This is a genomic window from Acidobacteriaceae bacterium (assembly GCA_035944135.1).
Classification (GTDB): Bacteria; Acidobacteriota; Terriglobia; order Terriglobales; family Acidobacteriaceae; genus Granulicella.
Map to the genome: position 1 here is coordinate 365,247 of DASZBM010000001.1, position 14,173 is coordinate 379,419.

Below are 14,173 nucleotides of genomic sequence, written 5' to 3' on the forward strand. Positions count from 1 at the left end.
CGTTAGACTCTCCCGCGCTCGAACTCGAAGCTCAGGCTGCAAGCGTAAAAAAGAACGTGGCTCCCTTGCCGGGCTCGCCTTCCGCCCGGATGGAACCGTGATGACGGCGAATGATGCGCGACACGGTCGCAAGGCCGATGCCCGACCCTTTGAACTCACGCTCGCCATGAAGTCGCTGAAACGCAGTGAACAGACGGTCGACATACTGCATGTCAAACCCTGCTCCATTGTCCCGAAGAAAGTATACGGTCTCGCCATTTTGCGGGCTACTCCCGAACTCGATCGTCGCCTCCTCTGTTCGCGCCGTGAACTTCAATGCATTTCCAATCAAATTCTCGAATGCAACCCGCATCAGGCGGGGATCAACTTCCGCAACCATCCCCGGCTCAGCAATCCACTGCACCTTGCGCTGCGGATCCAGCGCGTGAAGCTCGCCAAAGACTGTGGTCGCGAGCTGCGACAGGTCCACTTGTTCGCGCTGCGCCTCATACCGCGTCACACGAGAAAGCTGCAGAAGCGAGTCGATCAGCGTCCCCATCCGCTGCACGCCATTGCGCACGCGGTTGATGTAATCCTTCCCTTGCTCATCCAGCCTGCCGCCATAATCTTCGTGCAGCGCGAGCGAAAATCCGTCAATCGTGCGAAGTGGCGCCCGAAGATCGTGCGACACCGAATAACTGAACGCCTCCAGTTCCTCGTTCGATTGAGCCAGTTCGCGAGTCCTCTGCTCAACCCGGGTTTCCAACTCCTCATTCGCTTCGGTCAGCTGCCGGTTCAGTGCGGCATTTTCCTCTGCGCTTGCGGCAATCCGCTCACGGTCTCGCGCGGCGCGAACCAGCAGTTCAAACGCGCTTACAAGCAGAAGGAAATCCAGGACAAATGCGAGCGTAAAGCTTCCCCACACCTGCCGCCGCGCCGACATAGTCTCTGCGGTGCGCTCTGCAAGCAGCCGCTGCTCCTCTGTCTCGATATCACGAACGGTCGACTGTACCCTGTCCATGCGGTCTGGCGTGCCCTCGACGACAGGGGCCAGCAGGGCCGGATCGATCGCACCCTGCGGCTGGACCCGGCGCACCGCAAGCAGCGCCTCCAGTGTCGACAGCTTCGCTGAAATACCGTCATTCAGGGCTGCAATGCGCACCTGCTGCGAACTGTTATCAATCGTCAAGCGTTGCAGGCTGTCCGCGCTCTGGTGAATCTGCTGCGTAGATTTCGAGTATTGCTCCTCAAGCGCAGGCAGCCCCGTCATCACAAACCCGCGCGCCGAACTCTCTGCGGTGCGCACCTCTGCAAGCAGAGTCTCCGTCTGCGAGATCACTTGCAGGGTGTGCGAGTACCAGAACTGCGCCGCTATCAGCGTGTTGAGTGCGCGTGCCGCGAACCACGTGTTCAACAACACAATGGCAACAGCGCCAACCAGCGCCGCACGATACCAGGATGTCTTTCTCATACCCTCAGAGAAGGCGGATGCGTTAAGCGCCGACTCAGGTTGTGCAAACGCTCAGGCAATGGGTTCCACCAGAGGGGTCGGCTGGGGTGCATCCAGGAGCTTCTCGCCCGGCCGATCCTCAAAAATCGCCGGCTTCTTCAGCTTCATTCGCTTCAACCGCAGGTCCAAGGCGGTGCCCAGGACACCGAATCCATACTTCACGCTGCGCCGGAAATTAATCGACGAGGCCTCCTCGAAATACTTCGTCGGGCACGATATCTCGCCGACACGGAAGCCAAAGTAAAACGTCTGAGCAAGCATTTCGTTGTCGAACACGAAATCGTCCGAGCAGCTCAACAGCGGCAAACGCTCCAGAACCTCGCGGCTCCACGCACGATATCCGCTGTGATACTCGGAGAGCTTTTCGTGAATCAAAATGTTTTCGAGCAGCGTCAGCACGCGATTCGACACGTACTTATACTTCGGCATGCCGCCCTTCAGCGCACCTCGGCCCAGAATGCGTGAAGCCATCACAGCGTCATACTCGCCGTACGCAATCATCGAAACCATCGCAGCAATCAGAAGCGGCGTGTATTGATAATCCGGATGAACCATGACCACAATGTCTGCGCCCTCGTGCAGGGCCGCGGCATAACAGGTCTTCTGATTGCCGCCATACCCGCGGTTGTTGTCATGGCGCAGCGTAACCAGCCCCAGCTGCTGCGCGATCCGGACCGTATCGTCCTTGCTGCAGTCATCGGTCAGAATTACCGTGTCGACAATTTCGCGCGGAATCTCCCGAACGGTCTTTTCCAGCGTCTTCGCAGCGTTGTAGGCCGGCAGAACAACTGCAATTTTCTTTCCATTCAGCATGATCTATCCCTTTGGATGCGCTTGCCAGGGCAGGATTGCTGCATTCCCTGCTCTAGCCGGCGCCGGGTCTGTTCTTTCCAGTCTATAAACTTCAGGACTTTGTGCAATTGCCCGGCGTTTGCGCCAGGATCGCGCCTATTGCCCGACTGCATTCGCCATCTGCTGCCCCAGCCGCACACTCTCCGCGATTCCGCGGTCCTCGGGGTAGTAATAACAGGTGTCCGCAATCTGCAGACCAGCGATCGGCGTCTGCACGGGCGGTATCTTCGCCGCAAATCCGGGCTCGCAGATCGGCTGCCCATGCCGCAGACGCGCAACCTTTGTCGCCAGAATATCTTCGCGCGTCAGCGCCGGGTTGATCCGGTGCAGGCAGGCGAACGCCTCATCAAGCAGTTGGTCCTCACGCCAGGAGAACTTCGGATGAGTGACCGGCATGTAATACGGCACATATACGATATGGTCACCACCTACATCCCGAAGCCTCGTGAACTCGATCACACCCGGAATCTCAAAATCCGGCTCCGAGATGTTCAACCAGAAATGCGGGCTGACCGAGCGCCGCAGCTTGAAAATCACACAGATCACACCAATGTTGTGGATCGACGCGTAACGCTGCTTCCAATCCTCAGGCAGTGACGGAACCAGCGAGGCGATCAGCGGCGTGGGAGACGTGCAGATAACGGCGTCTGCCGGATAGAAGCCCTTCGACGTTCGCACGCCTGTCACCCGACCATCCTCCGATGCGATCTCCGTCGCCGGTTCGCCGAGATGAACACGCCCGCCGTTCTTCTGAATCGCATCGACCAGCGCATTAACCAGAGTGATGGATCCGCCTTCGATGTACCCGAGTTCCTCCTGCATCAGGCTCCGGCGCGAGCGCCCGATGCGGCGAATCCGTGTCCATATCCATAGCGCGGATATGTTGTCGGCATACTCGTAAAACTTGTAGTCGAACAGCGGCTCCCAAAGCAGCCGATACACGCCTTCGCCACACCAGCGCACGATCCAGCTCTTGGCCGATTCGTTCTCGATTGCAGGCCACTGATTCCTGCGCACCGACACCAGGGCGAACAGGCCATATCTCAGCTTTTGCCACAACGAGAGGTGCGGGAATCGCAGCAGCGAGATGGGATCACCCCAGCTATGCAGCTTTCCGCCGGTGAACACGCCCATGGACGAATCTCGCCACTCCATGGCGTCTGGGATCCCAAGCTCCTTGAGCAGGTCGAACGTCGGATAGTCCGTCTTGCAGACGAAGTGATAGAACCGCTCAAGCGAAACGCCATCGAAGTCGAAATGACCGGCCATGCCACCCGGGTCAGGAGCGGCTTCAATCAGATCTACCTCGTGTCCATTTTTCGATGCTCGGTACGCAGCGGCAAGGCCCATTGCGCCGGCTCCAACAACGACAACCTTTGCCATTCCTTGGCGTTCCTTAGAGACCGGTAAAGACCTGCTCCGGTGAAATGCGAGACTGAGACCTTCTTTGAAGCTGAGTGTACTGGAATCGCGGTGGGCTCCCAAACAGTCGGGAGCGCTAACGAGCCGCTAGCGCAAGCTCCTGCTCGTACTCCTGATGCAGAGCGCGATCCATTACTTCGCCGCTAACGCCAGCTGAGATTCGTACTCTTCGTACGGTCCCTTGTGGTCGGTGATGTGGAAGTCCGTGGGGCCGCCTTCGAAGTGCCAGATGCGCGTGCCGACCTCTTCAATGAGGTCCTGATCGTGCGTCACCAGGAACACAGTCCCTTCGTATTTCTGGAGAGCCGTGTTCAGAGCCATGATGCTCTCGAGATCCAGGTGGTTCGTCGGCTCGTCGAGCACGAGGATGTTTGGCTTCTGCAGCATCAGCTTGCAGAAGAGAAGGCGAGCAGCTTCACCACCGGAAAGTGCCTCGGTCTTCTTCAAGCCCTCTTCGCCGCGGAAGAGCATCTGCCCGAGCAGGCCGCGGATGTCTTCCTTGGCTGCCTTGGGATCAAAGCTGTGCAGCCAGTCGGCGGCAGTGGTTCCCTTGGGGATCGAGGCAGTGTGGTCCTGCGCGAAGTAGCCAATCTGCGCCTCGTGTCCCCATTTCACTTCACCGGAGTCAATGTCTGCCTTATTCGCCTCATCGAGATCCGTATTGGCAAGCAGCGCCTTGAGCATCGTGGACTTCCCTTGACCGTTGCGGCCGACGAGGACGACCTTGTCGCCTCTTAGAACGGATGCGGAGAAGTTACGGATGACGTGCTCGGTTGAGCCGTTGGGCTGGGTGTAGCTCTTGTTCACGCCTTCGAACTCGAGCACGTGCTTGCCGCTGGGACGCTCCATCTTGAACGCGATGTACGGGCGCTGAATGTTGGAGCGCGCGAGCTCCGTGGTCTGGAGGCGCTCAACTTCCTTCTTACGTGAGTTCACCTGCGAGGAACGAGTACCGGCGGAGAAGCGGGCGATGAACTCGTTCAACTGAGCAATCTTCTTCTCGCGCTGCTCGTTCTGCGATTCGATGCGGCTGCGGACGGACGTCTTTTGCATCACCATGTCGTCGTAGCCGCCGGTGTAGACAATGATCGTCTCGTAATCGATGTCGGCGATGTGGGTGCAGATCGAGTTCAGGAAGTGGCGGTCGTGCGAGATGGTGATGACCGTGCCGTTGTAACGGTTGAGAAAGTTCTCAAGCCAGTGAATTGAATCGAGATCGAGGTAGTTGGTGGGCTCGTCGAGGAAGAGGGCGTCGGGGTTTCCGAAGAGTGCCTGCGCGAGGAGGACGCGAACCTTCTGGCCGCCCTGGAGCTCCGACATCTTGCGCTCGTGGAGCTCGTCGGGGATGTCGAGGCCCTGGAGGAGGATCGCGGCGTTGGGTTCGGCCTCGTAGCCGTCCTCTTCGCCGACGATGCCCTCGAGCTCGCCGAGGCGGATGCCGTCCTCGTCGGTCATCTCGGGCTTGGAGTAGATGACCTCGCGCTCCTCGAGTGCTGCCCAGAGGCCTTTGTTGCCCATGATGACGGTGTCGATGACGCGGAAGGCGTCGAACTCGTACTGGTTCTGCTTGAGGACGCCGAACTTTTTGGGGCGGACGACGGTGCCCTTCTGGGCGTCGATTTCGCCGGTGAGGACCTTCATGAAGGTCGACTTGCCGGAGCCGTTGGGGCCGGTGAGGCCGTAGCGGCGGTCCGAGTGGAAGGTTACGGAGACGTCCTCGAAGAGCAGCTTCGAACCGTAGCGCATGGTGACATTGGAGACAGAGATCATCTCCTATATTTTCTCATGTTTCACGGGCAAGGGGAGGGTACCCCCCTCCCCCCGTACTTTTTGCGCAAAATCTTCAAAACAAGGACTTTAGCTTTGGACCTAAGCACACGCCGAGAAGCGGTTTGTTCCGGGCGGTGCGGAGGGGCTGGGGCGCCGGGGCGTGAGGTTTGTCAAGCGGCCGGATTACCTGTTTGGGCCCAGGTCGGTTGAGCAGGATACCCACCAGGAGTCGCCGCTGTGGATGACGGAGGCGCCTTCGGGGTGTTTGCCGTTAACGAGGACGCTGGAGAGCGACGGCGAGTCCTTGAAGGGGCCGAGGCGGACCGGAACCGTGCCGATGGGCTTGCTGGCCGAGATTTCGAAGGCCATCCGGGAGCCGGTGCGGACGAGACGGTAGCGAAGCATGGCTGTCTCCGTCTTGCCGTCATGTGAGTAAAGCACGGGGTACTTGTCGACGGCGAACTCGGTCCAGTCATAGGGGATGCGGGGCAGGATCTGGAGATGCTGCGGATTCAGATCGTCGATGCCGATAACGAGACGGAAGGCCTTGACGATCTCGTCCTCCTGCACGCCGTTGCCCTGATCGCCGGTGCGATAGATGAATTTGCCGGTCGGGTCGAGCTGCGCGCCTTCCGGAACGATGAACTCGGCCGCAGAGCCGACGGCCGGATCGTAAACCTCCCTCGCGGTCCAGTCGAACATTGCGGTGGCGTCGTTCATGCGGTCGAGGAGCAGAGCGGCCTGCGAGACGAAGCCCTGGCCGTAGCCCATCGCCCAGCCGTAGAAGCCCAGAGGCTTATAGGTGTCGATGAGGCGCTGATAGGCTGCCTGATCTGCGGCTTGCCACTTTGGGTCCTGCTCGGGCTCGTAAGCGTTGGTGTCAGCTTGGGTGATGAGCGGACCGAGGACGGTGGACTTGTTGGGCCAGCCGGCGTATTTGAGCGTCCAGACATCGCCGTACTTCGGATCCGAGACGATGTACTGCGAATACATGGCGGAGCGCATCTTCGCTGCGCGGTCACGCCAGAGGCTGGCGGAGTCGGTCTGACCGATGGAGTCGGCCATGCGAGCCAGGCTTTCGAGCGCAGTCATGCAGATGTAGTCGGGGTAGACGGAGTAACCGTTGCCGCCCGCCGACTCGCCCGTGGTGTGAAGAATGCCGTTTTTAACACCGGAGAGGTCGGGATGGGCAAACTGCCACGGTATCCAGTCGCCCGCGGCCTTTACGTCAGTCCAATGGGCGCGGAGCCAGGCATCACGATCGGGGAGATGCAGCCACAGCCTGTAGAGCGCGATGCTGATGAGCCCGTGGCCGTCATTCTCAAAAGGCCACGCGGGATCAGGGCGATTGATGATGCGGCTCCAGTGCGGAGGCAGGGGACCGCCGCGGAAGGTGAGATTGGGATTCTCCTGATAGAGACGCGCGTCGCGCAGGGCAAGATCGAGGCCGCGCGTGGCTGGATCGATGAAGCCGAGATCGGCGAGCTCCTGCATGGTGCGACCAAGGTCGCGTGACCAGGATTGGTCGGCGTAGACGCCGACGCCGTTGCGCCAGGTGCCGAACTCTCCGCTGGCAGACCATGGGGCGCCGGACCAGGCAAGGGCTCCAGGAGTGGAGGTGTGATAGAAGCCTTTGGCGTCGACCTTGGCCAGCATGTCCTGCACATTGGCGTAGAAGGCGTTCTGCAGGATGTTGCTGTAGTTGTTGCCCTTGATGGTGACGCGGGGACCGGTATAACCGGACGGCACGGGTTTGACGGCTACAGGCTTGTCCCACTGTGCGGCGCTGGTGTAGAGGGCGGCGCGAAGCTCGCCGAGACGTGCCTTCGAGATCGACTCATCGACGCCTTCAGGGCGCAGCGACTTATGCTGCACGAACTCCGCGAACTTCGGATCGAGGCTGTCGAAGGGCGTGTACCGCAGGCCGGGAACGGATTGATCCTGCGCAGTCTCCGCTGTGACGCCGGCGATGCTGACGGAGCCCTTCTTGTCAGAGGCCGGAATGATCTCGATGCTTGCCAGCGGAGCGGTACGCGGGTCGATCACAGCGACGTAGTTGCCATCATCGACCGGAGCCGCGGGGTAGAGATGGCTCGACTGGGCGAAGGCACTGCGCAGATGCGCGTCAGTGGGGAAGGGCTCGCGCGTCTGGTAGAACGGCATGCCGAACCATGCGCTCTCGCCGACGATGAGCGGGAAGTTCTGTGTGGATCCGTCGGCATAGGTGAGACGGATGACGCCGAGGTTGTCGCCAATGAAGAAGCGGCGCGACATGTCCAGAGGATCAGACCATGCGGAGGGACGCATCGTCTCGGTCAAGCCGAGGATGAAGATCTTCTTCACCGCGGCATCGACCTTAATCTGGGCGGTTGATGAAGGCGTCACCATGAACGGCACGCCGTAACGGTACTCGAGATGCTGGCCGGCGTTGGGATTCGCGATGGGGAGAGTGAAGAACTTATCGGGCTTTGCCGTGGAGCTGGTGGAGTTTGTGGCGGCGGCATAGCAAAGATTCTGCGCAGTGGTCAGCGAGATGGTCGCGAGCAGAAGCGCGCGCACGCTGACCCGATAGTTCCCCATTCTGTATCTCCTGTGGTGCCCGGCGTTTCGGCGTATGAAGTGAATGCCTGAGAGACCGGTTTCTGAATATTGATGGTAATCGATTGAGCCTGCCGTTTGAAACTTCCGAAGAAAAAAGTTGACAAGCTGGCGGGGCAGGCGTAATTAACCATCAGGTTATATAACCGAGTGGTTACATATACATGAATGACGCAATCAGCAATACGTTTTCGGCGCTGGCGGATCCGACGCGCAGGGCCATTCTGGCGAGGCTGGCGCTGGGCGAGACCTCGGTGACGGAGCTGGCGGAACCGTTCGAGATGAGCATGCCGGCGGTCTCGAAGCACCTGCGGGTGCTGGAGAATGCGGGGCTCGTGGAGCGGGGGCGGCAGGCGCAGTACCGTCCGGTAAGGCTGCGGGCCGAGCCCTTGCGGGAGGCGGCCGGATGGATCGAGCAGTACAGGCGGTTCTGGGAGGAGAGCTTCGACCGGCTGGACAGCTTTTTGAAACATCTGCAGGCCGAACAGGCGAGGGGGACGGGATTGAAGGAACGGAAGACAACGAAGACGCGTAAGGAGAAGAGAGATGGCCGCAAGCTTAACTAACAATGCAGTGGCAATCGAGCCCGCGCAGGGCTATGAGATTTCGATAACTCGGACGTTCGACGCTCCGCGGGAGCTGGTGTGGAAGGCCTGGACCGATCGAGAGATGGCGAAGGAATGGATGGGGCCGCGCGGATTTACGACGACGGAGTTTACGACTTCAGACGAGCCGGGCGGGCAGTGGCACCTGACGATGGTCGGGCGACGGCCTGGGAGCGACCAACTGGTGACGCTGGGCCAGGGCGGGACGGTACTCGAGGTGCGGCCGCCGGAGCTGCTGAAGTACACGTTTGGCTGGGACAGCCGCGCGAGCGTGGGGCTCGGCGATGGGCCGAAGGAAAACGTGATCACGGTGCGGTTTGAAGAGCGAGGAGGAAAGACGGTCATGCACTTTCATCAGGCTCCGTTTGCGACGGAGAGCGAGCGCGATGGACACAATGGCGGATGGAATTCGGCGTTCGACTGCTTTGCGGAGTTCATGCTGCGCGTGCAGCCGGAGCGCAAGCCGGCGGCGGACGATGTGCCGAGCGAACTGCACCTGCGGCGGTTCTTTGCCGCGCCTCGGCAGATGGTGTTCGACGCATGGACGAAGCCGGAGCTGGTGAAGGAGTGGTGGGGGCCGAAGTGCTTCACGAACCCGGTGTGCGAGATGGATGCGCGGCAGGGCGGAGCGATCCTCATCCACATGCAGGGGCCGGATGGGACCGTGTATCCGATGACGGGCCGGTTCGTGGAGTTCTATCCTCCGTATCGCTTCCATTTCACGTCAGGGCCGGTCGATCAAGAGGGGAATCAGCCGTTTGAGACGTGGACGTCTGTGTTCTTTGAGGAAGTTGAAGGCGGAACGGAGGTTGTTCTGGACGTGCATGTGACACGGAGCACGCCGGAAGCCGCGCGCTACCTGAAGGGCATGCGCGAAGGATGGAGCCAGAGCCTGGAGAAGCTGGCAGAGTTTGTTGGCAGCAGACAGTAAAGAACGTTTCACCTAAGGAGAGATGGAATGAAGACGAATCTGCACCTGGGATTTACAGGCAAGTGTGATGAGGCCTTCAGCTTTTACGAGAAGGTCTTCGGGACGAAGCGGCACATGACGATGCGGTACGGAGAAGCTCCGCAGGGCGTTCCGGTGCCCGACGGCGCGAAGGACCTGGTGATGCATACGTCGATGCCCGTGGGCAACATCACGCTGATGGGAGCGGATGCGCCTCCGGGCAGCGGCAAGCCGATGGGCGGTTTCCAGGTGTGCGTTGAGGATCAGGACCAGGCGACGGTGAAGAGGCTCTTTGACGCACTGAGCGAAGGTGGCAGTGTGTATATGCCGCTGGCGCCGACCTTCTGGTCTCCGCTGTTTGGCATGTGCACCGATAAGTATGGCGTTGGCTGGATGGTGAGTGTGCCCGGCCAGCAGCCGCCGGCATAGCCGGATGCAGACTGCGGCTGGGCTCTGCTGGTGCGGAGCTTAGCCGCAGATAGCGTCGTGGTCCGGGCGATTACGGTCGCGGAGATCGGCGACGAGGTAGTTGGCGGCGACGAGGCCGAGGGGAAGAAGTGTAAGGACGAGGTTCATGATCTTCTCCTGTCTTGTTGTGGTCCCGGCTCATACACGGTGTTGTGCCGTGTATGAGTGAGACCGAGGTTGCTGGATCGAAGTTTCCGTCAGTGAGATGAAAACTTCGTGAACACACGTTTCTGTCAGCGAAGACCGCCGCCGGCTTGGAGGAGCGAGCCCGTAACCCAGCGGGCCTCGTCGGAGGCGATGAAGGTGACGACGTCGGCGATGTCGTCGGGCTTGCCGGTGCGGCCGAGCGGTGTCTGCGCGACGGCGTTGGACTCGAAATCAGAGCCCGGGATGCCGGCCGATTGCGCGCCTTCGGTGATGGTGAGACCTGGATTGACGGCGTTCACACGGATCTTCTTTGGGCCGAGTTCCTTGGCGAGAACGCGGGTGATGGCGTCGACCGCACCCTTCGTTCCGGTGTAGACGGACGAATTGGGCGGCGTGGACTCGCTGACCACGGAGCCGATGTTGATGACACTGCCGCCTTCCGCTGGGAAGAGCGGAACAGCAGCCTTGGTTGTAAGCAATAGCCCTGTGACATTGGTCGTGAAGATGCGGTTAATTTCCTGCTCAGTCACGGCCTCAAGAGGGCTGAAGGCATAGACGCCAGCGTTGTTGACGAGGATGTCCAGCTTTCCGAACGCTTTCTTCGTTTCTGTGAATAGCTTGTCGATATCGGCGGAGTTTGCAACGCTGGCACCGATGGCGACAGCTTTTCCACCGGACTTGGTGATGTCGGCGACGGTGCGGTCAGCACCAGCCTTGTCGGAGGCGTAATTGACGACGACTGAGGCTCCAGCGGCACCGAGGGCCTTTGCGATGCCCGCGCCGATTCCCTTGCTGGCTCCTGTGACGACTGCGACCTTCCCTGTGAGCTTTGCCATGATTTCTCCTTTTTGACGTCTGTCGAATTGTTCGACACACATCGAAATGGATGACATGGCGAAGCGAAGGATTCAGGAAGTTTCGATATTTATCGAACTATTACAGTTTGGCGAGCTGCGCGAGGTAAGCGTTCCATGTGTCGCGATGCAGGGTGAGGGAGGCGCAGCGGCCGTCGCGCTCGACCTCGATCAGACCGGCGTCAGCCAACTCCTTGAGGTGATGGGAGATGGTGGCGGGGCTGAGGACCTTCTGCTCGGCCAGGGAGCCGCAGGGAGTGGCGTCGTGGCGGGCGATCTGCTGCAGGATGGCGAAGCGGCGGGGATCGGCGAGCGCGCGAGCGATCGCCTGCACCTGGTCGTCCGAGAGATGTTTTCGGGCCTTCGTCATGATTATTTAGATGATAGTCGAAGTGTCCGCGATGCCGAGCAGAAAACAAAAGCAGATCCCCTACGGGGATAACAGAAAGAAAGCAACGCAGGAATCAGTTCTGCGGCTTGCGCGAGGCTGGCATCTGGGCGGGTTGCTCGGCGTGCACGGTGACCTCATAGTTGTGGCCGAGCCAACGGTTAATGTTCGGCCAAAACATGGTGAAGACGAGCGTGCAGGGCAGTTCGGGGGCAGTGACATCGGCAAACGACCCGAAAGAGTCGACCGGCTCTGCCGCCGTCCTGGTGGTGGTAGCCCAGTTGTCGGTCGTCCAGATGAGATGGAATGGCTCGGGGTCGATGACGCGCAGGGTGCCGGAGCAGACCATGGCCGAGATGGGTCGCGTGGTGCGGAAGATCTCCATGCGGCTCTGAAATTTGCGCTGCTCTTTCGGGACGCCGTAGCGCTCTTCGACGATGGAGATGCGGTCGAAGATGTGGCCGTCTGTGACGGAGCGGAGAAGCTTGAGGTACTCGGCGTGCGCCCAGCAGAGGGGCTGGGCCGAACCGGCGGAGCGGCCGCAGTACAGGCCTTCGGAGGGCATGTCGGCGTAGTCCCAGACCTGCTCGGGGAGCATACCGCCGAAGGAGGAGAACTTTTCTATGGCGTTGATGAGCGGGCGAATGTCCTTCCCGGCAGCGAGCTCATAGTGCGCGCGCTCACCCGTGAGGAGCGGCCAGGCGCGACCCTGGCCGAAGCCCATATACGGGCCGCCATCTTTGCGCTGGCCGTATCCATCGTGGTTGTAGCGGCGCCAGCAGGGACCATACGGCGTGCTGATCTTGAGGAAGTGGTCGACGACTTTGAGAGAGTCGATGATGAGCGGATCGTCGGGGCGGCGAATGCCGTAGCGTACGAGCTCGAGGAAGCCGGGGTCGACAACCTCGCGCGCTTCAAACTCATTCTTTTCGCCGGGCTCGCGGTTCGCGATGTGAATCATCCCGGGCGGGATGGATGGGTTGTGGAACGGTTCGCCTTCGGCGGGCGGCCGGATGCGCATGTAGTGGTACGGGACCTCGGGCAGGAGAACGCCGGCGGTTGTTGTGGTCCACTCGTCAAGGTGCGCTTCGATCCAGTCTGCGTAGTCGCAGAGGAAATCAGCAAGCTCGGGGAATTCCCTGCAAACGATCTCGGAGGCGCAGAGCAGCGCAGAGATTACCGATGCAAGCGTTGAGGGGCTGTAGCCGGCGTTCTCCTCCCAACGCTCCTGTTGCGTGACCGGAGCGTACCGGACGAGAAAGCTGGCGGCACGGGTGACAAAAGGGATAATGTCGAATTCGCCGAGCGCGTTTATTTTCCAGAGCCGCCACGCGAGGATCATGGGAAAGGCGACCTCGTCGAGCTGAATGCCCGACCAGTAGGGCGTGCCGTCGATCCAGAAATTTTGCGCGAAGCCGCCGTCGGGGTGCTGAGTACAGGCGAGGTAGACCAGTGCGCGGAGCGCGGTGTCGGTGCGGCCGCAGGCGAGCAGCGCGGTCGCGGACTGGATCATGTCGCGCGTCCAGACCAGGTGGTATCCGCCGAGGTCGTCGTCAGACTTGGACGCGCCCCACGGGATGGAGGCCGAGGCGATGAAGGCGCCGGAGTATTGCTTGTCTTCGTGGGCGAGCAGGACGTTGTGAGAGACGCGCATGAGGCTGCCGCCGTCGGTCGAAGCAGCGGCGAGGCGCTCCGGCGATGCCGCGCGATGCCACTGCTCGATGAAGCGCTTCTGGTGGAGCTCGTATGGCGTGGCGAGGGTCTGGGTCATGCCGGCGAGCGCGGCGTGATGGTTGTCGCCGAGCGCGATAGCGATCGTGAAATCGCGGACGCAGCCGATGTTGATCTCGCCCATGATCGCAATGTTGCCGTCCAGCGCCTGACCGAAGTCCCAGGTCATGCGCTGATGCTGACTGAGGTCCTGATAACCGTCGCTGGAGCCGACATAGCCGCAACTGGTGCGCGAGAAGCCGCAGCTGCAGCCGAACGCCAGCGAGATGCCGTTCTTCCACGCGAGGATGGCGCGACGGCCAGCGATGTCGACGGCACGGGCGGAGTTGCCGGCGCCGCCGCCATCCAGATGAGGGGCGAGCAGAGCGTAGCACTTGAGGCGCGAGAGAATCTCCTCGTCGCCCTCGATCTTCACGTTGATGAGAACGACGGGATGGTGCGGATCGGTGATGAACTCCTTGGTGACGGTGTAGCGTCCGCCGAGATCGTTGGCGGTGACGCGAACGGCGAGAGCGTCGGAGTCGATGTAGTGGAAGTCGTATTCGAAGTCGCGCTTCTCCTCGTGGAAGAAGGTCTCCTCGTCGGTGAAGAGAAGTTCCATATCGCGCGTCTGGGGGCGGTCGATGGTTGGGTAGTAGATCTCATTCAGAGTGCCGTGGGAAGCGGTGAACCAGATGCGGCTGGAGGCGGCATACGCCGTAGAGACAGCGTCCTTTTTGCTGGATGTCCATCGCGGAGCAAGGCCCGGAGCACCGAAGGCCGCACCGTCGTCATCCAGCCAGCGGTATGTTTCGTTCAGAACGCTCATTGGAAACTATGAGACCACAGATTGGTTCACGGGGCCGAACTGGCGGCCAGTGCTCACACGTCCCCATGAGAGAGGCAGCGATTGATGCAAGA

The 14,173-nt window shown here is 60.6% G+C and carries 11 protein-coding genes; 3 read left to right on the forward strand and 8 right to left on the reverse strand.

Going from position 1 to position 14,173, the window contains the following annotated elements; genetic code table 11:
• Positions 1 to 31: 31 nt before the first annotated feature.
• The 5 genes from VGU25_01320 to VGU25_01340 form a co-directional block, all read right to left on the reverse strand.
• Positions 32 to 1,450 (reverse strand): CHASE3 domain-containing protein, encoded by a 1,419-nt coding sequence (locus tag VGU25_01320; GenBank protein HEV2575824.1) that lies wholly within the window; start codon positions 1,448 to 1,450, stop codon positions 32 to 34.
• A 51-nt stretch (positions 1,451 to 1,501) separates the two neighbouring features.
• The gene (locus VGU25_01325) at positions 1,502 to 2,302 is read right to left on the reverse strand and encodes a glycosyltransferase family 2 protein (GenBank protein HEV2575825.1); all 801 of its coding nucleotides are present in this window, start codon (positions 2,300 to 2,302) and stop codon (positions 1,502 to 1,504) included.
• Positions 2,303 to 2,437: 135 nt separating this feature from the next.
• Positions 2,438 to 3,724: an NAD(P)/FAD-dependent oxidoreductase gene (locus VGU25_01330; protein HEV2575826.1), complete on the reverse strand. Its 1,287-nt coding sequence runs from the start codon at positions 3,722 to 3,724 to the stop codon at positions 2,438 to 2,440.
• A gap of 171 nt (positions 3,725 to 3,895) precedes the next feature.
• Positions 3,896 to 5,533 (reverse strand): ATP-binding cassette domain-containing protein, encoded by a 1,638-nt coding sequence (locus VGU25_01335; protein HEV2575827.1) that lies wholly within the window; start codon positions 5,531 to 5,533, stop codon positions 3,896 to 3,898.
• A gap of 183 nt (positions 5,534 to 5,716) precedes the next feature.
• A complete protein-coding gene (locus VGU25_01340) occupies positions 5,717 to 8,113 on the reverse strand; it encodes a hypothetical protein (protein HEV2575828.1) in 2,397 nt (798 codons plus the stop codon).
• Between the two features lie 182 nt (positions 8,114 to 8,295).
• On the opposite strand from VGU25_01340, the gene VGU25_01345 reads away from it, so the two are divergent.
• From VGU25_01345 to VGU25_01355, 3 genes are read left to right on the forward strand one after another with little or no spacing between them, the layout of a single operon-like run.
• Entirely contained in the window at positions 8,296 to 8,697 is a 402-nt protein-coding gene (locus tag VGU25_01345; GenBank protein ID HEV2575829.1) for a metalloregulator ArsR/SmtB family transcription factor, read from the forward strand.
• Entirely contained in the window at positions 8,678 to 9,667 is a 990-nt protein-coding gene (locus VGU25_01350; GenBank protein HEV2575830.1) for an SRPBCC domain-containing protein, read from the forward strand. The genes VGU25_01345 and VGU25_01350 overlap by 20 nt, the downstream gene beginning before the upstream one ends.
• A 27-nt stretch (positions 9,668 to 9,694) precedes the next feature.
• Positions 9,695 to 10,114, forward strand: coding sequence for a VOC family protein (locus VGU25_01355; protein ID HEV2575831.1), 420 nt, complete (start codon positions 9,695 to 9,697; stop codon positions 10,112 to 10,114).
• 272 nt (positions 10,115 to 10,386) lie between these two features.
• Here the strand turns inward: VGU25_01355 and VGU25_01360 are convergent, their stop codons facing one another.
• The 3 genes from VGU25_01360 to VGU25_01370 all read right to left on the reverse strand — a co-directional run bounded on the left by VGU25_01360 (position 10,387) and on the right by VGU25_01370 (position 14,081).
• Complete coding sequence (locus VGU25_01360; GenBank protein HEV2575832.1) at positions 10,387 to 11,136, reverse strand: glucose 1-dehydrogenase; 750 nt, start codon at positions 11,134 to 11,136, stop codon at positions 10,387 to 10,389.
• 100 nt (positions 11,137 to 11,236) lie between these two features.
• Positions 11,237 to 11,524: a helix-turn-helix domain-containing protein gene (locus tag VGU25_01365; protein ID HEV2575833.1), complete on the reverse strand. Its 288-nt coding sequence runs from the start codon at positions 11,522 to 11,524 to the stop codon at positions 11,237 to 11,239.
• 94 nt (positions 11,525 to 11,618) lie between these two features.
• Positions 11,619 to 14,081 (reverse strand): glycoside hydrolase family 15 protein, encoded by a 2,463-nt coding sequence (locus VGU25_01370; GenBank protein ID HEV2575834.1) that lies wholly within the window; start codon positions 14,079 to 14,081, stop codon positions 11,619 to 11,621.
• Positions 14,082 to 14,173 lie beyond the last annotated feature (92 nt).